The 20,171-nt window shown below is 68.5% G+C and carries 30 protein-coding genes and 1 tRNA gene; 7 read left to right on the top strand and 24 right to left on the bottom strand.

Translation table 11 applies throughout. The features are described 5' to 3' along the window. Positions 1-86: 86 nt before the first annotated feature. The 21 genes from rplO to rpsJ form a co-directional block, all read right to left on the bottom strand. Complete coding sequence (gene rplO / locus OG322_RS13900) at positions 87-542, bottom strand: 50S ribosomal protein L15 (protein WP_123461069.1); 456 nt, start codon at positions 540-542, stop codon at positions 87-89. Position 543: 1 nt separating this feature from the next. After that, positions 544-726 (bottom strand): 50S ribosomal protein L30, encoded by a 183-nt coding sequence (rpmD, locus tag OG322_RS13905; RefSeq protein WP_024491595.1) that lies wholly within the window; start codon positions 724-726, stop codon positions 544-546. Beyond that, positions 726-1,328, bottom strand: coding sequence for a 30S ribosomal protein S5 (gene rpsE, locus OG322_RS13910; protein WP_123461068.1), 603 nt, complete (start codon positions 1,326-1,328; stop codon positions 726-728). Before rpsE ends, rpmD begins: the two co-directional genes overlap by 1 nt. Before the next feature lie 47 nt (positions 1,329-1,375). Then, a complete protein-coding gene (rplR, locus tag OG322_RS13915) occupies positions 1,376-1,759 on the bottom strand; it encodes a 50S ribosomal protein L18 (protein ID WP_024491593.1) in 384 nt (127 codons plus the stop codon). Between the two features lie 3 nt (positions 1,760-1,762). After that, on the bottom strand, positions 1,763-2,302 hold the full coding sequence (gene rplF, locus OG322_RS13920) for a 50S ribosomal protein L6 (protein ID WP_024491592.1): 540 nt from the start codon (positions 2,300-2,302) through the stop codon (positions 1,763-1,765). A 21-nt stretch (positions 2,303-2,323) separates the two neighbouring features. Next, the gene (rpsH, locus tag OG322_RS13925) at positions 2,324-2,722 is read right to left on the bottom strand and encodes a 30S ribosomal protein S8 (RefSeq protein WP_024491591.1); all 399 of its coding nucleotides are present in this window, start codon (positions 2,720-2,722) and stop codon (positions 2,324-2,326) included. A gap of 224 nt (positions 2,723-2,946) precedes the next feature. Next, entirely contained in the window at positions 2,947-3,132 is a 186-nt protein-coding gene (locus OG322_RS13930) for a type Z 30S ribosomal protein S14 (protein ID WP_024491590.1), read from the bottom strand. Positions 3,133-3,134: 2 nt separating this feature from the next. Further along, complete coding sequence (rplE, locus tag OG322_RS13935; RefSeq protein ID WP_018550615.1) at positions 3,135-3,692, bottom strand: 50S ribosomal protein L5; 558 nt, start codon at positions 3,690-3,692, stop codon at positions 3,135-3,137. Further along, positions 3,692-4,015: a 50S ribosomal protein L24 gene (rplX, locus tag OG322_RS13940; RefSeq protein ID WP_018550616.1), complete on the bottom strand. Its 324-nt coding sequence runs from the start codon at positions 4,013-4,015 to the stop codon at positions 3,692-3,694. The genes rplE and rplX overlap by 1 nt, the downstream gene beginning before the upstream one ends. Positions 4,016-4,017: 2 nt before the next feature. Continuing rightward, complete coding sequence (gene rplN / locus OG322_RS13945) at positions 4,018-4,386, bottom strand: 50S ribosomal protein L14 (RefSeq protein ID WP_003966950.1); 369 nt, start codon at positions 4,384-4,386, stop codon at positions 4,018-4,020. A 107-nt stretch (positions 4,387-4,493) separates the two neighbouring features. Continuing rightward, complete coding sequence (rpsQ, locus tag OG322_RS13950; protein WP_024494977.1) at positions 4,494-4,778, bottom strand: 30S ribosomal protein S17; 285 nt, start codon at positions 4,776-4,778, stop codon at positions 4,494-4,496. After that, a complete protein-coding gene (rpmC, locus tag OG322_RS13955) occupies positions 4,778-5,002 on the bottom strand; it encodes a 50S ribosomal protein L29 (protein WP_024494976.1) in 225 nt (74 codons plus the stop codon). Before rpmC ends, rpsQ begins: the two co-directional genes overlap by 1 nt. Continuing rightward, positions 5,002-5,421, bottom strand: coding sequence for a 50S ribosomal protein L16 (rplP, locus tag OG322_RS13960; protein WP_003966953.1), 420 nt, complete (start codon positions 5,419-5,421; stop codon positions 5,002-5,004). The genes rpmC and rplP overlap by 1 nt, the downstream gene beginning before the upstream one ends. A gap of 5 nt (positions 5,422-5,426) precedes the next feature. Further along, positions 5,427-6,263, bottom strand: coding sequence for a 30S ribosomal protein S3 (gene rpsC / locus OG322_RS13965; RefSeq protein WP_123461067.1), 837 nt, complete (start codon positions 6,261-6,263; stop codon positions 5,427-5,429). After that, positions 6,263-6,610: a 50S ribosomal protein L22 gene (gene rplV, locus OG322_RS13970; RefSeq protein ID WP_073733141.1), complete on the bottom strand. Its 348-nt coding sequence runs from the start codon at positions 6,608-6,610 to the stop codon at positions 6,263-6,265. The genes rpsC and rplV overlap by 1 nt, the downstream gene beginning before the upstream one ends. A 42-nt stretch (positions 6,611-6,652) precedes the next feature. Next, positions 6,653-6,934 carry a 30S ribosomal protein S19 gene (gene rpsS / locus OG322_RS13975; protein WP_015610726.1) on the bottom strand — a complete coding sequence of 94 codons (282 nt, stop codon included), beginning with the start codon at positions 6,932-6,934 and terminating at the stop codon, positions 6,653-6,655. Positions 6,935-6,946: 12 nt separating this feature from the next. Then, entirely contained in the window at positions 6,947-7,783 is an 837-nt protein-coding gene (gene rplB, locus OG322_RS13980) for a 50S ribosomal protein L2 (protein ID WP_123461066.1), read from the bottom strand. A gap of 39 nt (positions 7,784-7,822) precedes the next feature. Continuing rightward, the gene (gene rplW / locus OG322_RS13985; protein WP_014154589.1) at positions 7,823-8,146 is read right to left on the bottom strand and encodes a 50S ribosomal protein L23; all 324 of its coding nucleotides are present in this window, start codon (positions 8,144-8,146) and stop codon (positions 7,823-7,825) included. Next, positions 8,146-8,796, bottom strand: a complete 651-nt coding sequence (gene rplD, locus OG322_RS13990; RefSeq protein ID WP_123461065.1) for a 50S ribosomal protein L4 — start codon at positions 8,794-8,796, stop codon at positions 8,146-8,148. The genes rplW and rplD overlap by 1 nt, the downstream gene beginning before the upstream one ends. A 4-nt stretch (positions 8,797-8,800) precedes the next feature. Then, the gene (gene rplC / locus OG322_RS13995; RefSeq protein ID WP_014154591.1) at positions 8,801-9,445 is read right to left on the bottom strand and encodes a 50S ribosomal protein L3; all 645 of its coding nucleotides are present in this window, start codon (positions 9,443-9,445) and stop codon (positions 8,801-8,803) included. A 14-nt stretch (positions 9,446-9,459) separates the two neighbouring features. Continuing rightward, entirely contained in the window at positions 9,460-9,768 is a 309-nt protein-coding gene (gene rpsJ, locus OG322_RS14000; protein WP_003948644.1) for a 30S ribosomal protein S10, read from the bottom strand. 508 nt (positions 9,769-10,276) lie between these two features. On the opposite strand from rpsJ, the gene OG322_RS14005 reads away from it, so the two are divergent. Together OG322_RS14005 and OG322_RS14010 are read left to right on the top strand one after the other, a co-directional pair. Continuing rightward, entirely contained in the window at positions 10,277-11,947 is a 1,671-nt protein-coding gene (locus tag OG322_RS14005; protein WP_329306476.1) for an RNA ligase family protein, read from the top strand. Then, complete coding sequence (locus OG322_RS14010) at positions 11,947-14,172, top strand: poly(A) polymerase (RefSeq protein ID WP_329306477.1); 2,226 nt, start codon at positions 11,947-11,949, stop codon at positions 14,170-14,172. The genes OG322_RS14005 and OG322_RS14010 overlap by 1 nt, the downstream gene beginning before the upstream one ends. A 50-nt stretch (positions 14,173-14,222) precedes the next feature. Here the strand turns inward: OG322_RS14010 and OG322_RS14015 are convergent, their stop codons facing one another. Beyond that, a complete protein-coding gene (locus OG322_RS14015) occupies positions 14,223-14,432 on the bottom strand; it encodes a DUF397 domain-containing protein (protein WP_124284788.1) in 210 nt (69 codons plus the stop codon). Then, entirely contained in the window at positions 14,429-15,307 is an 879-nt protein-coding gene (locus OG322_RS14020) for a helix-turn-helix domain-containing protein (RefSeq protein ID WP_266411198.1), read from the bottom strand. Before OG322_RS14020 ends, OG322_RS14015 begins: the two co-directional genes overlap by 4 nt. A 163-nt stretch (positions 15,308-15,470) precedes the next feature. Here OG322_RS14020 and OG322_RS14025 point away from each other — a divergent pair, with 163 nt between their 5' ends. The 5 genes from OG322_RS14025 (at position 15,471) to OG322_RS14045 (ending at position 18,822) form a co-directional block, all read left to right on the top strand. Further along, complete coding sequence (locus tag OG322_RS14025; protein WP_266411199.1) at positions 15,471-15,896, top strand: ATP-binding protein; 426 nt, start codon at positions 15,471-15,473, stop codon at positions 15,894-15,896. Between the two features lie 313 nt (positions 15,897-16,209). After that, a complete protein-coding gene (locus OG322_RS14030; protein WP_329306478.1) occupies positions 16,210-17,163 on the top strand; it encodes a helix-turn-helix domain-containing protein in 954 nt (317 codons plus the stop codon). A 33-nt stretch (positions 17,164-17,196) separates the two neighbouring features. Further along, positions 17,197-18,075, top strand: a complete 879-nt coding sequence (locus OG322_RS14035) for a hypothetical protein (protein ID WP_329306479.1) — start codon at positions 17,197-17,199, stop codon at positions 18,073-18,075. A gap of 162 nt (positions 18,076-18,237) precedes the next feature. Continuing rightward, positions 18,238-18,311 (top strand) — tRNA-OTHER (locus OG322_RS14040). A gap of 43 nt (positions 18,312-18,354) precedes the next feature. After that, positions 18,355-18,822 carry a GNAT family N-acetyltransferase gene (locus tag OG322_RS14045; protein ID WP_329306480.1) on the top strand — a complete coding sequence of 156 codons (468 nt, stop codon included), beginning with the start codon at positions 18,355-18,357 and terminating at the stop codon, positions 18,820-18,822. A gap of 94 nt (positions 18,823-18,916) precedes the next feature. Here the strand turns inward: OG322_RS14045 and tuf are convergent, their stop codons facing one another. Then, the gene (gene tuf, locus OG322_RS14050) at positions 18,917-20,110 is read right to left on the bottom strand and encodes an elongation factor Tu (protein ID WP_073732686.1); all 1,194 of its coding nucleotides are present in this window, start codon (positions 20,108-20,110) and stop codon (positions 18,917-18,919) included. Positions 20,111-20,171 lie beyond the last annotated feature (61 nt).

Here is a 20,171-nt window from a genome sequence, read left to right on the forward strand (position 1 = left end):
CCCCCCTAGGAACGACCAACCGGGGATGCCCCATATGAGAGGCATCCCCGGTCGGATGTTCAGGCCACCTGTGTGTCCGAGTTGTCTCAGACCAGCTCGGTGACGGTGCCGCCCGCAGCGGCAATCTTCTCCTTGGCGGAGCCGGAGACGGCGTCAACCGAAACCTGCAGCGCCACGGAGATCTCGCCCTGTCCGAGGACCTTGACGAGGTGGTTGTTGCGCACCGCACCCTTGGCGACCAGATCGGCCACCGTGACCTCTCCACCCTCGGGGTAGAGCGTCGCGAGCTTGTCCAGGTTCACGACCTGGTACTCGGTGCGGAACGGGTTCTTGAAGCCCTTGAGCTTCGGGAGACGCATGTGGAGGGGCATCTGCCCACCCTCGAAGCGCTCCGGAACCTGGTAGCGGGCCTTGGTGCCCTTGGTGCCACGTCCGGCGGTCTTACCCTTGGACGCCTCGCCTCGACCCACACGGGTCTTGGCGGTCTTGGCGCCCGGGGCAGGCCGGAGGTCGTGGGCCTTCAGCGGCTGGTTCTCCGCCATGTCAGTCGACCTCCTCAACCGTCACGAGGTGGCGGACGGTGTTAGCCATTCCGCGGAACTCGGGGCGGTCCTCCTTGACAACCACGTCGTGCAGGCGCTTGAGCCCGAGCGAACGCAGGGTGTCGCGGTGGTTCTGCTTGCTGCCGATGTACGACTTGGTCTGTGTGATCTTGAGGCGAGCCATCACATACCTGCCGCTCGGGCACGGAGCAGAGCGGCGGGGGCCACGTCCTCGAGGGGCAGACCACGGCGAGCCGCGATCTCCTCGGGACGCTGGAGACCCTGAAGGGCCGCCACCGTCGCGTGCACGATGTTGATCGGGTTCGAAGAACCGAGCGACTTCGACAGGATGTCGTGAACGCCGGCGCACTCCAGAACGGCGCGCACCGGGCCACCCGCGATCACACCGGTACCGGGGGAAGCAGGCTTGAGCAGGACAACGCCCGCAGCCTTCTCGCCCTGGATCGGGTGAGGGATGGTGCCCTGGATACGCGGAACCTTGAAGAAGCTCTTCTTGGCCTCTTCAACGCCCTTGGCGATGGCCGCGGGAACTTCCTTGGCCTTGCCGTATCCGACACCGACGCTGCCGTCACCATCGCCCACCACGACCAGCGCGGTGAAGCTGAAGCGACGACCACCCTTCACGACCTTGGCGACGCGGTTGATCGCGACGACGCGCTCGACGTACGCGGTCTTCTCGGCGGCGCTGGCGCCACCGTCACGGCCCTTCCGGTCCCGCCGCTCGCCGCCACCGGCACCGCTTCCGCGGCGCTGGGGTCCAGCCATTGGAATTACCTCTCTCTGTTACGTCCGCTGTGCGTAGGAACCGGGGCTTAGAACTTCAGCCCGGCTTCACGGGCGGCGTCAGCCAGAGCGGCAATCCGCCCGGCGTACTGGTTACCACCGCGGTCAAACACGACGGCCTCGACGCCTGCGGCCTTGGCGCGCTCGGCGACCAGGGCCCCGACCTGCTTGGCGAGGGCACTCTTGTCACCCTCGACGCCGCGGATGGAAGCATCGAGCGTCGACGCCGACGCGAGCGTGTGGCCCGCGATGTCGTCGATGACCTGAGCGACCATGTGGCGGTTCGAGCGCGTCACAACCAAGCGCGGACGCTCGGGCGAACCGGAGATGTGCTTCCGGACGCGGATGTGGCGGCGCTTGAGGGCGGCACGCTTGTAGGCGTCGCCCTTGGCGATCTTTACACCGTATGCCATGGCTTACTTACCCGCCTTTCCGACCTTGCGGCGGATAACCTCGCCGGCGTACTTGACGCCCTTGGCCTTGTACGGGTCAGGCTTCCGCAGCTTGCGGATCTTCGCCGAGACCTCGCCGACCTTCTGCTTGTCGATGCCCTCGACACTGAACTTCGTGGGCGACTCGACCTTGAAGGTGATGCCTTCGGGGGCCTCGATGAGGATCGGGTGGCTGTAGCCCAGGGCGAACTCCAGATTGGAGCCCTTCGCCTGGACGCGGTAACCGACACCGCTGATCTCGAGCGCCTTGATGTATCCCTGGGTCACACCGGTGATCATGTTCGCCACCAGCGTGCGGGACAGGCCGTGAAGGGCCTTGTTCTGACGCTCGTCGTTCGGGCGGACGACGTTCAGGACGCCGTCCTCACCCTTGGTGACCTCGATCGGCGCTGCGACGGTGTGCGAGAGGGAGCCCTTGGGCCCCTTCACCGCGACCGTGCGGCCATCGATGGTGACGTCCACACCGGCGGGAACCTGGATGGGGAGCTTGCCGATTCGCGACATGAGCTTTTCCTCCGTTCCCGACTACCAGACGTAGGCGAGGACTTCCCCACCTACGCCCTTCTTGCTGGCCTGCTGGCCGGTCAGGAGACCGTGGGACGTGGAGATGATCGCCACGCCCAGGCCGCCGAGAACCTTCGGCAGATTGGTGGACTTTGCGTATACACGCAGACCCGGCTTCGAGATGCGCTTGATGCCGGCAATCGAACGCTCGCGGTTCGGACCGAACTTCAGGTCGAGAACGAGGCTCTTACCGACCTCGGCGTCCTCGACCTTCCAGCCGGTGATGAAGCCCTCCTGCTGGAGGATCTCCGCGATGTGCGACTTGATCTTGCTGTGCGGCATCTTGACGTCGTCGTGATACGCCGAGTTCGCGTTACGCAGACGCGTGAGCATGTCTGCGATGGGATCAGTCATGGTCATGAGTTGGCCTTCGGCCTCTCTCGCCGGGGTTTCCTGTATGCGCCATCCCTCTCCCCACTCAGTGGCGGGACGGGTGCGGTGCGGGGACCTACGGCGTAGTAAGTCGGTCTAGGGCGGCAGGCGCCCAACCACACAAGCCTACGGCATGTGAGGGCGGGCTCCTGCCGACCAGATACTTACCGAGAGCTTCCGGGTAATCCCAACGCCCAAAGGGCGAAGGAGAATTACCAGGAGCTCTTGGTCACGCCCGGCAGCTCGCCACGGTGAGCCATCTCACGAAGGCACACGCGGCACAGGCCGAACTTGCGGTAGACGGAGTGGGGCCGGCCGCAGCGCTGGCAGCGGGTGTACCCGCGGACGCCGAACTTCGGCTTGCGGGCGGCCTTAGCGATCAGGGACTTCTTCGCCACGGTCAGTTCTCCTTGAACGGGAAGCCGAGGTGACGAAGGAGGGCACGACCCTCGTCGTCATTGGTCGCCGTGGTGACCACGGTGATGTCCATGCCCCGGACCCGGTCGATCTTGTCCTGGTCGATCTCGTGGAACATGACCTGCTCCGTGAGACCGAAGGTGTAGTTGCCACGGCCGTCGAACTGCTTCGGCGACAGGCCACGGAAGTCACGGATACGCGGAAGCGCGAGCGACAGCGTACGGTCCAGGAACTCCCACATGCGGTCACCACGGAGGGTGACGTGGCAGCCGATCGGCTGCCCCTCGCGCAGCTTGAACTGCGCGATCGACTTGCGGGCCTTGGTGACGGCAGGCTTCTGACCGGTGATCGTGGTGAGGTCGCGCACGGCGCCATCGATCAGCTTGGAGTCGCGGGCGGCGTCGCCCACACCCATGTTGACCACGATCTTGACCAGACCGGGGATCTGCATGACGTTCTCGTAGGAGAACTCCTCACGCAGCTTGCCGGCGATTTCCTCGCGGTAGCGCGTCTTGAGACGCGGCGCTGTGGTGGTAGTCATCAGATGTCCTCACCGGTGCGCTTGGCAACGCGGATCTTGTTGCCCTCGTCGTCAAAGCGGTAGCCGACGCGAGTAACGACCTTGTTGCCGTCCTTCTCAACAACCAGCTGCACGTTGCTGACGTGGACGGGGGCCTCGGTCGTCACAATGCCACCGGTCTGCGAACCGCGAGCGGTCTGACCGGCCTTCGTGTGCTTCTTGACCCGGTTGACACCCTCGACGAGGACGCGGTCCTGAGCAGGGTAGGCAACGATGACCTTGCCCTGCTTGCCCTTGTCCTTACCGGTGATGACCTGAACCAGGTCGCCCTTCTTGATCTTCATGCTTACAGCACCTCCGGCGCGAGCGAGATGATCTTCATGAACTTCTTCTCGCGCAGCTCACGGCCCACCGGGCCGAAGATACGGGTGCCGCGGGGGTCGCCGTCGTTCTTCAGAATGACGGCGGCGTTCTCGTCGAAGCGGATGTACGAGCCATCCTGACGACGACGCTCCTTGACGGTGCGAACGATGACGGCCTTGACGACGTCACCCTTCTTCACGTTGCCACCGGGGATCGCGTCCTTGACGGTGGCGACGATGACGTCACCGATGCCCGCGTAGCGGCGACCCGAGCCACCGAGAACACGGATGGTGAGAATTTCCTTCGCACCCGTGTTGTCGGCGACGCGCAGTCGCGACTCCTGCTGGATCACGTCTATCTCCTGATCGTCTGCCGGTTCCCGGCAGGGGCCGCTCCGTTACCGGAGCGAACCCCCACCGAGCCTGGCGGAACCTGCCTGAGGGGAATGCCCCTCAGGAATTACTTGGCCTTCTCGAGGATCTCGACGACGCGCCACCGCTTCGTGGCGGACAGCGGCCGGGTCTCCATGAGGATGACACGGTCGCCGACGCCGGCGGCGTTCTGCTCGTCGTGAGCCTTGAGCTTGTTCGTACGGCGGATGACCTTGCCGTACAGCGCGTGCTTGACGCGGTCCTCGACAGCGACGACGACGGTCTTGTCCATCTTGTCGCTGACGACCAGACCCTCACGGGTCTTACGGAAACCGCGGTCAGTGTTCGTCTCAGTCACAGTCTTCTCGCTCATCAGACGCTCTCCACCGTCTCGATGCCGAGCTCGCGCTCGCGCATCAGGGTGTAGATCCGGGCGATGTCCTTACGGACGGACTTGAGCCGGCCGTGGTTCTCGAGCTGACCAGTCGCCGCCTGGAAGCGGAGATTGAACAGCTCTTCCTTGGCCTCGCGGAGCTTGTTGAGGAGCTCCTCGTTGCCCAGCTCGCGCAGCTCGGACGTCTTGGTACCGGCCGACATCACGACTCACCTGCCTCGCGCCGAACAATCCGGCACTTCATCGGAAGCTTGTGAGCAGCGCGGGTGAGCGCCTCACGAGCAATCTTCTCGTTCGGGTAGGACAGCTCGAACATCACCCGACCCGGCTTGACGTTCGCGATCCACCACTCGGGAGAACCCTTACCGGAACCCATGCGGGTCTCGGCAGGCTTCTTCGTCAGGGGACGGTCCGGGTAGATGTTGATCCAGACCTTGCCGCCACGCTTGATGTGACGGGTCATCGCGATACGAGCGGACTCGATCTGACGGTTCGTCACGTACGCCGGGGTCAGCGCCTGGATGCCGTACTCGCCGAACGCAACCTGCGTGCCACCCTTGGACATACCGCTGCGCTTCGGGTGGTGCTGCTTGCGGTGCTTGACCCTACGGGGGATCAGCATTTCGGTCAGGCCTCCGTTCCGGTGCTCTCAGCCGCCGGAGCAGCGGCGGACGCCTCGGCCTTGGGGGCCTCGGCGGCCGGAGCCGACTGCTGCGGCTTGCGGCCGCGACCGCCACGCTCGCCACCACGGCCACCGCGGCCGGCCGGACGGTCAGCGCCGCCACGGGCCGGGCGGTTGCCCGCACGGGCAGCAGCGTTCTCGGCGCGGACCTCGGCGATGTTCTTGACGTCGCCCTTGTAGATCCAGACCTTCACACCGATACGGCCGAAGGTCGTCTTGGCCTCGAAGAAGCCGTAGTCGACGTTCGCACGGAGGGTGTGCAGGGGCACGCGGCCCTCGCGGTAGAACTCCGAGCGGGACATCTCGGCGCCGCCGAGACGACCGCCGCACTGGATCTTGATGCCCTTGGCGCCGGCCTTCATCGTGCTCTGCATGCTCTTGCGCATGGCACGACGGAAGGAGACGCGGGAGGAGAGCTGCTCGGCGACGGCCTGGGCCACCAGCTGAGCGTCCACCTCGGGGTTCTTGACCTCGAGGATGTTCAGCTGGACCTGCTTGCCGGTCAGCTTCTCCAGCTCGCCACGGATGCGATCGGCCTCGGCGCCGCGGCGGCCGATGACGATGCCCGGACGGGCGGTGTGGATGTCAACGCGGACGCGGTCGCGGGTGCGCTCGATCTCGACCTTCGAGATGCCGGCCCGCTCCATGCCCTTCGTCATCATGCGACGAATGGCAACGTCTTCCTTGACGTAGTCCTTGTACAGCTTGTCGGCGTACCAACGGGACTTGAAGTCCGTGGTAATGCCGAGCCGGAACCCATGCGGGTTAACCTTCTGGCCCATTACCGGGTTCCTTCCTTGCTGCTGACGACCACGGTGATGTGGCTGGTCCGCTTACGGATCCGGTAGGCACGGCCCTGAGCACGCGGACGGAACCGCTTCAGGGTCGGACCCTCGTCCACAAACGCCTCGCTGATGACCAGCGAAGAGGCGTCGGGGTGGTCGTAGTTGTGTGCAGCGTTGGCAATGGCGCTGTCAAGCACCTTGCCAACCGGCACGCTCGCGGCCTGCGGGGCGAAACGCAGGACCGCCTGAGCCTCCGTGGCATCCATGCCACGGATGAGGTCCACCACTCGGCGGGCCTTCATGGGCGTGACGCGGATGTACCGCGCCTGGGCCCTGGCTTCCATGGTTGTCCCTTCGGTGTGAGTCATAGTCGTTTCCACCCCGCGCTAGCGGCGCTTCGACTTCCGGTCGTCCTTGACGTGGCCGCGGAAGGTGCGAGTCGGCGAGAACTCGCCGAGCTTGTGGCCGACCATCGACTCGGTGACGAACACCGGGACGTGGATCTTGCCGTTGTGCACCGCGATGGTGTGACCCAGCATGGCCGGGATGATCATCGAGCGACGGGACCAGGTCTTGATGACGTTCTTGGTGCCAGCTTCGTTCTGGACGTCCACCTTCTTGACGAGGTGGCCGTCGACGAAGGGCCCCTTCTTGAGACTGCGCGGCATCTAAACCCGCTCCTAGCGCTTCTTGTTCGTCTTGCGGCGGCGGACGATGTACTTGCTCGATGCCTTCTTCGGCGAGCGAGTACGACCCTCCTTCTGACCCCACGGCGAGACCGGGTGACGTCCACCGGAGGTCTTGCCTTCACCACCACCGTGCGGGTGGTCGACCGGGTTCATCGCAACACCGCGGACGGACGGGCGAACGCCCTTCCAGCGCATGCGACCGGCCTTGCCCCAGTTGATGTTCGACTGCTCGGCGTTGCCGACCTCACCGATGGTGGCGCGGCAGCGGGCGTCGACCAGGCGGATCTCACCCGACGGCATACGAAGGTGGGCCATGGTGCCCTCCTTCGCCAGCAGCTGCACGGAGGCACCCGCGGAACGGGCGAACTTCGCGCCGCCGCCGGGCCGCAGCTCGATGGCGTGGATGGTCGTACCGACCGGGATGTTGCGCAGCGCCAGGTTGTTACCGGGCTTGATGTCGGCGGCCGGGCCGTTCTCGACACGGTCGCCCTGCGCCAGGCCACGCGGCGCGACGATGTAGCGCTTCTCGCCGTCGGCGTAGTGCAGGAGCGCGATGCGCGCGGTGCGGTTCGGGTCGTACTCGATGTGCGCGACCTTGGCCGGCACGCCGTCCTTGTCGTGACGACGGAAGTCGATCACGCGGTAGGCGCGCTTGTGGCCACCACCCTGGTGGCGAACGGTCACACGACCGGTGTTGTTACGGCCGCCCTTGCTGTGCAGGGGGCGGACCAGCGACTTCTCCGGCGTGGACCGCGTGATCTCGACAAAGTCGGCGACGCTGGAGCCACGACGGCCCGGGGTCGTCGGCTTGTACTTGCGGATACCCATTTCTCAGTCCTCGTCCGATTCCGGACGACTCGACCTCCGTTAGGAGGTCGGGCCGCCGAAGATGTCGATTCGGTCGCCCTCAGCGAGGGTCACGATGGCGCGCTTGGTGTCAGCGCGCTTGCCGAAACCGGTCTTGGTGCGCTTGCGCTTACCCTGACGGTTGATCGTGTTGACCCCGGTGACCTTGACCGAGAAGACCGCTTCGACGGCCTGCTTGATCTGGGTCTTGTTGGAGCCGGGCGCGACGATGAACGTGTACTTGTTCTCGTCGAGCAGCGCGTAGCTCTTCTCCGAAACAACCGGCTTGACGAGAACGTCACGCGGGTCGGAGTAGGTCTTGCTGGTAACGGTCGCCTCGCTCATCAGGCGTCGCTCCCTTCGGTCTCAGCGGTCTGGGGGCCAGACACGAAGGACTCGAAAGCGGCCTGGGTGAAGACCACGTCGTCAGAGACGATCACGTCGTACGTGTTCAGCTGGCCCGGGTCCAGGATGTGCACCTGGGGCAGGTTGCGTGCGGAGAGCCACGCGGCCTCGTCGTTGCGGTCGACGACCAGGAGCACGTTCTTGCGCTCCGAGATCTTGCCGAACAGCGACTTCGCTGCCTTCGTGGAGACTCCACCCTCGACCACGCCGGTGACGACGTGGATGCGGGAGTGGCGCGCCCGGTCGGAGAGGGCACCGCGCAGGGCGGCGGCCTTCATCTTCTTCGGGGTGCGCTGCGAGTAGTCACGCGGCTGCGGGCCGTGGACGACGCCACCGCCGACGAACTGCGGCGCGCGGGTCGAACCCTGGCGCGCGCGGCCGGTGCCCTTCTGGCGGTAAGGCTTGCGCCCACCACCGCGGACCTCGCCGCGACGCTTGGTCTTGTGCGTGCCCTGACGGGCAGCTGCCAGCTGTGCGACAACGACCTGGTGGATCAGCGGAACGCTGGTCTTCGCGTCGAAGATCTCCGCGGGGAGCTCGACGGTACCGGCCTTGTCGCCTGCCGGCGAAAGGATGTCAATGGTGCTCATTACCTCAAGCCCCCTTGGCCGCGGTACGGACCAGGACGAGGCCGCCGTTCGGACCGGGGACCGCGCCCTTGATGAGCAGCAGACCCTTCTCCGCGTCAACCGCGTGGATGGTCAGGTTCTGGGTGGTGACGCGCTCGTTACCCATCCGGCCGGCCATGCGCATGCCCTTGAAGACACGCCCAGGGGTGGCGCAGCCACCGATCGAACCGGGGGAACGGTGCTTGCGCTGGACGCCGTGGCCGGCGCCGAGGCCCTTGAAGTTGTGACGCTTCATGACACCGGCGAAGCCCTTGCCCTTGCTCTTGCCCGTGACGTCAACCTTGACGCCGGACTCGAACACCTCGGCAGTGACCTCCTGGCCCAGCGTGTACTCGCTGGCGTCAGGGGTGCGGAGCTCCACCAGGTGGCGGCGCGGGGTCACGTCGGCCTTGGCGAAGTGGCCCTTGAGGGGCTTGTTCACCTTGCGCGGGTCGATCTCGCCGAAGGCGATCTGGACCGACTCGTAGCCGTCGCTGTCGTTCGTACGGACCTGCGTCACGACGCACGGACCGGCCTTGACGACGGTCACCGGGACAACCCGGTTGTTCTCGTCCCAGACCTGGGTCATGCCGAGCTTCTCGCCCAGGACGCCCTTGATGTTCTTGCTCATCTCGGCCCGTCCCTTCAGAGCTTGATCTCGATGTCGACGCCAGCCGGCAGGTCGAGACGCATCAGCGAGTCAACCGTCTTCGGGGTGGGGTCGAGGATGTCGATGAGGCGCTTGTGCGTGCGCATCTCGAAGTGCTCGCGAGAGTCCTTGTACTTGTGCGGCGACTTGATGACGCAGTACACGTTCTTCTCAGTGGGCAGCGGCACCGGGCCCGCGACCGACGCACCAGTGCGGGTCACCGTCTCGACGATCTTCTTCGCCGAGGAGTCGATGACCTCGTGGTCGTAGGCCTTGAGCCGGATGCGGATCTTCTGTCCCGCCATGGCTACTAGTAGTCCTGTCTCTCGTAACGCTCTGGAACCCGGGGTTCTGAATACTCCGCCTCCGACCCACGCGGTCGGGCGTGTCGCATCCCCTCTACGAAGATCTCCCGAAGGATTTCCCAACCAAGGGGGTGCGGGCCTGAGACCGCGCTGCCGGGGGAGGAACCCCACCGGGCGCCTGGTCGGTGCCACACATACGCTTCCCGAAAGATTCCCGTACGTCCGGCCCTTACAGGGCCGACGAGTACTGTGGGACTCGCTTCCGGTCCTCCCGGCGGGAGGCGCGCAGCATTGACACTCAACCGAGCAACCTGGTCAGTGTGCCATACGGGGTGTGAGCCTGGCCAATCGGCCGGGGATCTTACCCCCCGGGGTCCGATGGTCAAACGCGGGCACGCCTCGGCAACCCCCGTTCGCCTTCCCCCGGCGGCTAATTCGGTCGAGTACCGCAGCTCACCGCCCCTACAGTGACCGGCCGGGCAAGGCATCGTCACCGGGGGCAGAGATCATGCGTACGCACTATCCGCGAACCCCGCATCTGCCCTGGTCACCCGGCGCCACCTCGGACGACGTCCGACTCACCGACCTCGCCGGACTGACCGGCGCGCAGGTCGTGGTCACCGAGAAGCTGGACGGCGAGAACACCACGCTGTACGCCGACGGACTGCACGCCCGCTCCCTGGACTCGGCGCACCACCCGTCCCGGGGCCGGGTCAAGGCGCTCCAGGGGCGCATCGGCCCCCGCATCCCGGCAGGCCGGCGGATCTGCGGCGAGAACGTGTTCGCCCGCCACTCGATCCCGTACGAGGATCTGGCGAGCCACTTCTACGGCTTCTCCGTCTGGGACGGGGACCTCTGCCTCGGCTGGGACCGGACCGTGGAGTTCCTGCGGGACCTGGGCATCCCGACGCCGCCGGTGCTGTGGCGCGGGGTGTTCGACGCCCGAGCGGAACGGACGCTGCGGGCGCTGCGCCTGGACACCGGACGCCAGGAGGGTTACGTCGTACGCCCCGCCGAGGGCTTTCCGGCCGCCGCGTTCGGCCGGCGGGTGGCCAAGTGGGTGCGGCCCCGCCACGTCCGGACGGACACCCACTGGATGCACGCCGCGGTGGTGGAGAACGCGCTGGGGCCGTCCGCCGCACTGTGGGAAACACGGTCGGGCGCCCCGGTGGACCCCGCCGCACTCGCCGCCGCCGTGCGGACCGGGCCGGGCGACGCCCCGGCCGCCCTCGCGACGGCCGACGCCCTGGACGCGCTGGGCCTCACCGGCGACGACCGGCTGACCGGGGTGCTGGCCGCCCTGCTGCACCGCACCCGGCGGGCCGCACTGGCACCCGCCCTGGCGGGCCCGCTCGGCATGCCGCTCGCCCGGCGGACCGCGGACCTCGTGGGGCTGGCCCCCTCGCTGCACCGCCCGTACCCGGACGAGGAGCGGCGCGGCGGACTGGCGCGGATGTCGTTCGCCGCCGGTCTGCCGGTGCTGCACGCGGTGGCCGGCGCGCTGGCCGGGACCCCGGAGGCCCGTGAACAGGTGGAGTGGTCGCGGCTGCACGCCGAGGAGGTGGGCGAACCGGAAGGACTGCGGGAGGCGTTCGCCGGGCTGGAGCCGGACGCCGCCGACCGCTGCCTGGCCCAGGCCCGGGAGGCGTACGCCGCGGGCCGGATCAGTACCGCGCGGGAAGCGGTCGCCGCGACCTGGCGGTGGCGGTCCGGGGACTTCCCGCGCCTGGTCCACCTGGTCGGCCCCTCGGGCAGCGGCAAGAGCACCTTCGGCCGCGGCCTGCCGGGCACCGACACCTACCTCTCCCTCGACGACCTGCGCCTCGCCCGCGGCTCGCGCGCCGACCAGAGCGCCAACGCCGACGTGCTGCGCGAGGGGCTGCGGCGGCTGGAGGCGGCGCTGGTTCCCGGCGCCACCGTGGTCTGGGACGCCACCTCGCTCAACCCGCACCAGCGCGGCCTGGTGCACGCGACCGCCCACCGCCGGAACGCGCTGGTCACCCATGCCGTGGCCTGGGTCGGCGAGGAGGAGCTGACCGCGCGCAACGGCCGCCGCGCCCACCCGGTGCCCCCGGAGGTGCTGGCCTCCCAGCTGCGCCGGTTCGTGCCCCCGTACCCGAGCCAGGCCCACCGCACCTGGTACATCGGCACCAGCGGAACGGTGGAGGACCGGGCCTGATGCGTACGAGCGAGGAGATCTACCACCGGGTCCGCTGGGACACCCGGTTCGACCCGGCACGCTTCGTCCTGGGCGTCGCCCAGCGCGGCCGGGACCCCAAGCGGGTGCCGCTGGAACGGTTCACCCCGGGCGGGGACATCCCCTGGCACCGGGTGCTGTTCTTCGAGGCGGACGGCGAGGTGGTGTGGGACCGGTCCACGGGCACCGACCGGATCGACGCGACGGACGCGGGCCGGATACGCACTCCGCGCAGGCTCCCGTCCCCTTACTTCACATCCCGCACCCCGCACGCGTACTCCCCTTCTACGGAGACCTGGGAACCGGCACCGGCCGGGCAGGCGAGCCGGGCCGGTGCCGGTTCCGTGACCGTGCTGACCTGGAACACCCTCTGGGACCGGTACGACGCCGACCGGATAGACACGGCCCGCCGCCGCCCCCTGCTGCTCGACGCACTGCACGCGGCGGACGCGGACGTCATCGCGCTCCAGGAGGCGGAGCCCGCGCTGCTGGAACTGCTGCTGGGGACCGGCTGGGTGCGCGACGGATACACGCTCGCCACGGAACCGGCGGGCCGGGACGTGGCGGACTGCGGTCTGCTGCTGCTCAGCCGGCTCCCCGTGCGCGAGGCGGGGCTGCACGTCCTCGGCCCGCACAAGGCGGTGGCCGCAGCCGTGTTGGAGACGGCCGACGGCTGCCCGGTCGCGGTGGCCGTGACCCACCTGAGCAGCGACCACTCCCCCGCAGGAGCCGCCCGCCGCGACACCGAACTGGCCGATCTGGCAACGGGGTTGGCCGGTGTCGAGGGCGAGGTGCTGCTCGTAGGGGACTTCAACGACGGCGGCGACCGCCCGCAGACCCGGCTGGCGATGACGGACGCGTGGCACCAGGTCCACGGTCCCGCCGACGCAACCCCGACCTTCGACCCGTCCGCGAACCCCCTGGCAGCCGTCTCCTCCCTCTCCGGCCGCGCCTCCCGGCTGGACCGGGTGCTGCTGCGCACGGACCGGCTGCGGGCGCGGACTGCGGTGCTGACCGGCGACGCCCCGGGCCCGGCGGGGCTCTACATCTCCGACCACTACGGGGTACGGGTGGAGCTGGGCCCGCCGGTACCAGCGGCAGCGGAAGGACTCGCGGAACGGGTCGCCGCCGCCCTCCCCGGCGCCCAGGTCCACGTCGTCGGCTCCCGGCGCATGGGCTGCGCGCTGCCGGACGCGGACCTGGACCTGGTGGCCGCACTGCCCGGCGCGCCCGCCCCGGCGGAGCTGCGGCAACGGCTGGCCGCCACGCTCCCCGAGGCCCGGTGCGTGCGCGAGGTGACGGGCGCCCGGGTGCCCGGCCTGCGCTTCCGCCTGGACGGGCTCAGCGTCGACCTGGTCACGGTGGCGACGGGGTCGCTCTCCCCGGCCGACGCGGTCGGCCACCGCGCGGAACTGGGCGAGGCGGCGGCGATCGCGCTGAGCGCGGTGAGCGACGCTGCGGCGTTGCTCACGGCGGCGGAACCCCACGGGGCGGCCTTCGCGTCCCTCGCCCGGGACGCCAAGGCCTGGGCGCGGGCCCGGGGCCTGGACTCCGCGCCCTGCGGCGGGCTGCCGGGCCTGGCCTGGACCGTCCTCGCGGCCCGTACCGCGCACGAGTCGGGCGACCTGCCGCCCCTCGTACTGCTCCGGCACTTCTTCGCGACCTGGGCGGCGTGGGACTGGGACGAGCCGGTGGGCGGGGCTGCGGCGACCGGCGACCCGGTCACGGTGCTGACCCCTACCGCTCCGGTACGTTCCTGCACCACGCAGGTCTCGGCCGCCGGCCGCGATCTCCTCGCCGCCGAGCTGTACCGGGCCTGGGAGATCCTGGAGTCGGCGGAGGACGGTGACGACCCTCGTCCCCTTCTTTGTGCCCCGCCCGTGCTGCGGGACCGCCACACCTCCTGGGCCCTCGCCTCCGCCCGCCCCGGCCCGGACGAAGGCCGACTGCGCGGCAGGCTCCTCGCCCTGACCGCCGCCCTCGCCGAGGCGGGCGCCGCCGACTGCCGCGTCTGGCCGCGCCCGGTCACGGCCGACGGCCGCGCGGGGTACGCGATCGGCCTGGGCGCGACCCCGCCGGACGGGCCCCGGCTGGCGGAGATCGGGGCGGAGCTGCTGCGCGGAATCCGGGACGCGTCGCTGGCGCCGGTGGGGCTGGCGGCGCTGCGATCGAGCGGGGACGCGGCGTTCACGGACGGGCCCGCCTGAAAGCGGCCGCGCTCCCGCCCCGGGCCCGAGGCGCGCCTACGTAAGGAGGGTCAGCGCCCGGAGGCGTACGGGACGAAGCCCGCCCAAGCGCCCGCCGCGAACGCGAGCCGGGCGCCCCGCACGTTCTTGGAGTCGCGCACGTGCACCGCGCCGGGCGTGATCGCGACCTCGACACAGTCGCCCTCGTTGCCGTTGCTGCTGTAGCTGCTCTTGAACCAGGCCAGCTCAGAAACGTCCTGCGCGGAAGTCCTGCGGATCATGTCTCTCCCAGCACTTGTGCGATGAGGGCCAGAGTCTCCCGGGGGGTGAGGGCCTCGGCCCGGATGGTGCCATACCGCAGTTCAAGGATGCGAAGTTGCCTCCCATCGGTCACCGATCGCCCGCTGAAAGCGCCGTGCGAACGCCCCACCGCCGTACCGTCCTTGAACTTCAGCACGTCGATGTCACCGTCCATCCCTGGATGCGCCTCGCGGTACGTAGGCATTACCTGAAGGCTGACATTGCGCAACTGCCCGATCTCCAGCAACCGTTCGAGCTGTCGCCGCCACTCCATTGTGCCCCCGATGGGCCGCCTGAGTGCCGACTCCTCCAGCACGAAACTGAGGGCGGGAGCAGGCAACCGTTCGAAGATCGACTGCCTGGCCATGCGCGCGGACACCATCCGTTCCACTTCATCCTGCGAGTACGCGGGCTGCCGGGCCTCGAACAGTGCCCGCGCATGGCCTGGAGTCTGCAACAGGCCATGCAGGCCGTGCGCCACGTAGGCCGCAATCTCGACGGCCTTCGCCTCTACCCCCGCAAGGTCCCGAACCTTCTTCGGGTACCGAACCTGCGCCACATCCCGCTTCATCGCAGCGATCTTCCCGCCCGCGCCCAGCACCTCGTCCGCTCTGTCCAGGAACTCCGGCCGGGGAATGCGCCGCCCGCCCTCCACCTTGTAGACCAGGTCCTCGCTGTACCCGATCGCCGCCCCGAACTCGCCCGCGCGCATCCCGGCCGCCTCCCGCCAGGCCTTGATCTGGCGGCCCACGGCGGCGACCACCGCGACCCCCGACTCGTCATCGGGATCGACGTCCCAGCCGGGCTCGTCCGCCCCGCCGTCCACCTGCTGCGTACCAGCCTCATCCACGCTCATCCGTGCCCCACTTCCGACGTGCATGCCGTACCTGCTCAACCCGGTACGTCCCCAGCACGTCACCCCGGACAGCCGGGACAGCAGTGGACAAGCACGGGACAACCGCCGTACTTACGGGCCTCATCACTGTTCACGGTACGCACGCGCGGCCACGCTGAGTGACGTGAATCCACAAACCGCCACCCCCCGAAACCTCACCGCCGAACGCACGTTCACCGTGCTGCTCTCGCCCACCCGGCGGGGCGCCCGGCTCGCACGACTGCTGACCGTGGCGCATCTCGGCCTCTGGGGCCTGCCCCTGGAGTCGGCGGCGCACATCGTCGCTGAGCTGGCCGCCAACGCGTCCGTGCACGGCCGGGTACCGGGACGGAACTTCCAGCTGCGCCTCACGGCCCACCCGGGCACACTGCTGCGGATCGAGGTGACCGACACCCGGGGCGACCGCCTGCCCGCCCCGTCCACCCCCGCCGACGACGCGGAGAGCGGGCGCGGTCTGCTCATCGTCGAGGCACTGGCCGACCGCTGGGGCGTCGTCCCCGGCCCGGTCCCGCGCAAGACGGTCTGGGCGGAACTCGACCTCGTTCCGTGACGGCCTCGCACCGTCACCGAACCCACCGGGTCGCGGGCGCCCACGACCCCCTCGGCCACGACCCGGTGGGCCGCGACGCGGCCGGCCACGACGCCTAAAGGCTTTTAAAGAACTCGGGAAAACAACCCACCCAAACCCCACCCGACCCCGTCCTGACCTGCGTCACTCACACGGGTGACATATGGCAACTGGGCTGGATTTGGGCCGGGTTGGCTGGCATATGCTCGCCGCGACAACCACAGACACGAGACGGCCCCCGGCGAGACGACAATCTCAGCCAGGGGCCTGACCACGAGGAAGTAGACCCTTCCCGATGGATACCCAGCAGGTTATCGCGCCCCCGTGCACCCCGCCCAGCTCTCCCGGCACCCGGCCCGACGTCACGCCGACATCCGGCGTCATCCACGTCAACACCCGCCACGTCTCCGGCTTCACGGTCATCGGCAACCACCTCGCCCAGCACCACGAGCTCTCCCTCGTCGCGATCGGCCTTGCCGCGCACATCCAGTCGCTGCCCGCCGGGGCGAAGGTCGGCATCAAGGTCCTCACCGACCGCTTCCCGGAGAGCGAAGCCCGCATCACGGCGGCCCTGCACGAGCTGGAAGCGAAGGGCTACCTGGACCGCAGCCGCGTACGCCTCCCCAGCGGACGCATGGTCACGCGCACGGTCTCGTACAACCAGCCCGGTGCCAAGCCGTCCACGACGGCCGCTCCAGAACCCCGGCCCCGACCCCGTAAACCGCCGACGACACCCGCCGCCCCACCACCACGCGAGGCCGCCACCCAACCCGCGCCCGCGCCCGTCCACGTACCGCCGCCCACCGCCCCCAGGACTCCGCCCCAACCGCTCCCCCAGCCGCACGCACCCACCGGGGAGCTGCACCGGACCGCCTCCGCGTTTCTGGCCGACCTACGCCGTCACGCACCCCAACTCACGCTCACCGAGGGCGACATCGCGACCCTCACGCCCGGCATCGCCACCTGGCTCGAACGCGACAGCCACCCCGACACCATCCGCCACGCGCTCACCACCGACCTCCCGGTCCCCGTCAAGCACCCCGCGAAACTCCTGCGCCACCGCATCACGACCCTCCTGCCGCCCCCGCTCCCCGGCGCGGCCGACCTCACCCCGCCCCGCCGCAAGGTCCTCGTCATCCCGCTCCAGAACTGCGACACCTGCGAACGCGCCTTCCGCGCCACAGGGCCAGGGCACTGCCGCGACTGCCGAACCGAAGAACCGGCCGTCACACACAGCGCCACCGCGTAACGCCCATCCGCCCTCAACCCCGAACGGACCTGCATGGTCAGCTCACCCCACGAGGCGATGCACCGCATCTTCCAGGAGTACCCGGGCCTCTTCTCCCGCGTCTCCGAAGTGCTCGGCGTCGACCTCCCACAGCCCATCTCGGCCACCGTCCTGCCGACCGACCTCACCGAGGCCAAACCCGTCGAACGCCGAGTCGACACCCTCCTGCGCATCGAGACAGAGACCGACGGACCCTTCCTCCTCGCCATCGAGGCCCAGGGCAAGAAGGACCGGCGCAAGACGACCAGCTGGCCCTACTACGTCAGCTATCTGCACAACAGATATGACGGGCTGCCCGTCCTCCTCCTGGTCGTCTGCCAGGACCACGCCACCGCCGAATGGGCCGCCCGCCCCCTCACCATCGGCCTCCCCCAATGGCCGACCCTCACCCTCAACCCCCTCGTCGCAGGCCCCCACAACATGCCCGTCATCACCAACGTGGCCGAGGCGCGCAAGGACCTCGCACTCGCCACCCTCGCCGCCATCACACACGCCGACAATCCGGACGTCGGTGCCATACTGAAAACGCTCTCCGCCGCGCTGCGCGAAGCACCGGAAACCATCGCCGAACCCATCGTCGAACTCACCGCACAGGGCCTGGGCAACCGCCCGGCCGCACAACAGTGGAGGAACCTGGTGGCCGTGGATACCTCTTTCTACAAGTCCTTCATGTCAGAAGAAATCCGGGACGAAGGCCGCGCCCAAGGCATGGAAAAGGGCCTCCTCCTCATCCTCCAGGCACGCGGCATCGCCCTCACCGACGAGACCCGCGAAAAGATCACCAGCTGCACCGACCTCCCGCTCCTGCACCGGTGGCTCACCCGCGCCGCCACCGCAACCACCGCAGAGGACGTCTTCACCGAGGACCACTGACCCCGGCCCTTGAACACCCAGGGCCTGCCTCCGCATACGCACGCTCTCCGGTCGGTCCCCGCCGGGGAGTACGGTCGCGCCCAGCAGCCTCGCATCCGAATACCGATGCGAAGAACTGAAAAGCGCCGGAGCACGGGCGCTGTATATGCTGCCCGGCGGGACGGGGTGCGTAGCGCAGTGGTTGTCGCGCCTTCACATCATGTGGGAGGACACCGGTTCGAATCCGGTCCGCCCCGTCCCACCTGCGCTTCCGGGCCCCGCCTCTGGCACAATCCCGCCATGCATGTACGCACCACTCAAGGCTGGGCCCTGCGCCCCGCCACCCCCGAGGACGTCGACGCCATAGCCGAGCTCAGGGCCATCGTGATGCGCCCTGACCTCGTCCGCCTGGGACGGTACGACGAGCACCGGGTGCGCCGGCGGCTGCGGGACTCCTACCTCCCCGAGTACACCTCGGTGATCGTCGTCGACGGCCGCTTCGCCGGCTGCGTCACCCTGCGGCCCGACGAGGACGGCCGCTGCCTGGAGAGCTTCTTCCTCGCCGCGGAGCTCCAGGGCGCGGGCATCGGCTCCGCGGTCCTGCGCGAACTGCTGGCCCGTACCGACGCCGAAGGGGTCACGGTCCGGCTGAACGTGCTCCAGGGCAGCGCGGCCCGGCGGCTGTACGAGCGGCACGGGTTCACCCTGGAGCGCGAGGACCCGGTCGACGTCTTCATGGTGCGCCGGCCGCCCGTACCCGCTCCGTGAACAAAGAAGAAGGGCCCCCTCCCACCGCTTGCGCGATGGGAGGGGGCCCTTCTCGGTGCTCTGTGCGGAGCTACCAGGTCAGACGCTCAAGGACTTACTTGAGGATCTTGGTGACCTGGCCGGCGCCCACGGTCCGGCCACCCTCACGGATGGCGAACTTCAGGCCCTCTTCCATGGCGACCGGCTGGATCAGCGCGACGTTCATGAGGGTGTTGTCACCCGGCATGACCATCTCGGTGCCCTCGGGGAGGGTCACAACGCCCGTCACGTCCGTGGTACGGAAGTAGAACTGCGGGCGGTAGTTGTTGAAGAAGGGGGTGTGACGGCCACCCTCGTCCTTCGACAGGATGTAGGACTGGGCCTCGAACTCGGTGTGCGGCGTGACCGAACCGGGCTTGATGATGACCTGGCCGCGCTCGACGTCCTCGCGCTTGATGCCACGGAGGAGCAGACCGACGTTCTCACCGGCCTGGCCCTCGTCGAGCAGCTTGCGGAACATCTCGATGCCGGTGACCGTGGTGGTGGTCTTCTCGGTCTTGATACCGACGATGTCGACGGTCTCGTTGACCTTGAGGACACCACGCTCGATACGACCGGTGACGACGGTGCCACGACCGGTGATCGTGAAGACGTCCTCGATCGGCATGAGGAACGGCTTCTCGACGTCACGCTCGGGCTGCGGGATCGACTCGTCGACGGCCTTCATCAGGTCGAGGACGGTCTGGCCCCACTCCTTGTCACCCTCAAGAGCCTTGAGCGCCGAGACCTTGACGACCGGAAGGTCGTCGCCCGGGAACTCGTACTCGGAGAGGAGCTCACGGACCTCGAGCTCGACGAGCTCCAGGATCTCCTCGTCGTCCACCATGTCGGCCTTGTTCAGCGCGACGACGATGTACGGAACGCCGACCTGGCGGGCCAGGAGCACGTGCTCCTTGGTCTGCGGCATCGGGCCGTCGGTCGCGGCGACGACGAGGATGGCGCCGTCCATCTGCGCCGCACCCGTGATCATGTTCTTGATGTAGTCAGCGTGACCCGGGCAGTCGACGTGCGCGTAGTGACGCGACTCCGTCTGGTACTCGACGTGCGCGATCGAGATGGTGATACCGCGCTGGCGCTCCTCAGGAGCCTTGTCGATCTGGTCGAAGGCCGAGGCCTCGTTCAGGTCCGGGTACGCGTCGTGAAGCACCTTGGTAATGGCGGCCGTAAGGGTCGTCTTACCGTGGTCAATGTGACCGATGGTGCCGATGTTGACGTGCGGCTTAGTCCGCTCGAACTTTGCCTTCGCCACTGGGTCCTCCTGCGGAGTGGTTCTGTACGCCTTGCTTCATCGGCGCCAGGTGATCTTTGCT

This window comes from Streptomyces sp. NBC_01260, from assembly GCF_036226405.1.
GTDB classification, from domain to species: domain Bacteria; phylum Actinomycetota; class Actinomycetes; order Streptomycetales; family Streptomycetaceae; genus Streptomyces; species Streptomyces laculatispora.

Coding starts and splice junctions, on each gene's coding strand:
- OG322_RS14010 (WP_329306477.1), top strand. CDS start 11,947: ATGCGTACGAGCGAGGAGATCTACCACCGGGTCCGCTGGGACACCCGG.
- rplF (WP_024491592.1), bottom strand. CDS start 2,302: ATGTCGCGAATCGGCAAGCTCCCCATCCAGGTTCCCGCCGGTGTGGAC.
- rplV (WP_073733141.1), bottom strand. CDS start 6,610: ATGGAAGCCAGGGCCCAGGCGCGGTACATCCGCGTCACGCCCATGAAG.
- OG322_RS14020 (WP_266411198.1), bottom strand. CDS start 15,307: ATGAGCGTGGATGAGGCTGGTACGCAGCAGGTGGACGGCGGGGCGGAC.
- rpsJ (WP_003948644.1), bottom strand. CDS start 9,768: ATGGCGGGACAGAAGATCCGCATCCGGCTCAAGGCCTACGACCACGAG.
- rplC (WP_014154591.1), bottom strand. CDS start 9,445: ATGAGCAAGAACATCAAGGGCGTCCTGGGCGAGAAGCTCGGCATGACC.
- rpsE (WP_123461068.1), bottom strand. CDS start 1,328: ATGGCTGGACCCCAGCGCCGCGGAAGCGGTGCCGGTGGCGGCGAGCGG.
- rplB (WP_123461066.1), bottom strand. CDS start 7,783: ATGGGTATCCGCAAGTACAAGCCGACGACCCCGGGCCGTCGTGGCTCC.
- rpsQ (WP_024494977.1), bottom strand. CDS start 4,778: ATGAGCGAGAAGACTGTGACTGAGACGAACACTGACCGCGGTTTCCGT.
- rplP (WP_003966953.1), bottom strand. CDS start 5,421: ATGCTGATCCCCCGTAGGGTCAAGCACCGCAAGCAGCACCACCCGAAG.
- OG322_RS14035 (WP_329306479.1), top strand. CDS start 17,197: ATGGTCAGCTCACCCCACGAGGCGATGCACCGCATCTTCCAGGAGTAC.
- OG322_RS14030 (WP_329306478.1), top strand. CDS start 16,210: ATGGATACCCAGCAGGTTATCGCGCCCCCGTGCACCCCGCCCAGCTCT.
- OG322_RS14015 (WP_124284788.1), bottom strand. CDS start 14,432: ATGATCCGCAGGACTTCCGCGCAGGACGTTTCTGAGCTGGCCTGGTTC.
- OG322_RS14045 (WP_329306480.1), top strand. CDS start 18,355: ATGCATGTACGCACCACTCAAGGCTGGGCCCTGCGCCCCGCCACCCCC.
- rpmD (WP_024491595.1), bottom strand. CDS start 726: ATGGCTCGCCTCAAGATCACACAGACCAAGTCGTACATCGGCAGCAAG.
- rplE (WP_018550615.1), bottom strand. CDS start 3,692: ATGACTACCACCACAGCGCCGCGTCTCAAGACGCGCTACCGCGAGGAA.
- rpmC (WP_024494976.1), bottom strand. CDS start 5,002: ATGTCGGCCGGTACCAAGACGTCCGAGCTGCGCGAGCTGGGCAACGAG.
- rpsC (WP_123461067.1), bottom strand. CDS start 6,263: ATGGGCCAGAAGGTTAACCCGCATGGGTTCCGGCTCGGCATTACCACG.
- rplO (WP_123461069.1), bottom strand. CDS start 542: ATGGCGGAGAACCAGCCGCTGAAGGCCCACGACCTCCGGCCTGCCCCG.
- rplR (WP_024491593.1), bottom strand. CDS start 1,759: ATGGCATACGGTGTAAAGATCGCCAAGGGCGACGCCTACAAGCGTGCC.
- rpsS (WP_015610726.1), bottom strand. CDS start 6,934: ATGCCGCGCAGTCTCAAGAAGGGGCCCTTCGTCGACGGCCACCTCGTC.
- rplW (WP_014154589.1), bottom strand. CDS start 8,146: ATGAGCGAGGCGACCGTTACCAGCAAGACCTACTCCGACCCGCGTGAC.
- rplD (WP_123461065.1), bottom strand. CDS start 8,796: ATGAGCACCATTGACATCCTTTCGCCGGCAGGCGACAAGGCCGGTACC.
- OG322_RS14005 (WP_329306476.1), top strand. CDS start 10,277: ATGCGTACGCACTATCCGCGAACCCCGCATCTGCCCTGGTCACCCGGC.
- rplX (WP_018550616.1), bottom strand. CDS start 4,015: ATGAAGATCAAGAAGGGCGACCTGGTTCAGGTCATCACCGGTAAGGAC.
- rpsH (WP_024491591.1), bottom strand. CDS start 2,722: ATGACCATGACTGATCCCATCGCAGACATGCTCACGCGTCTGCGTAAC.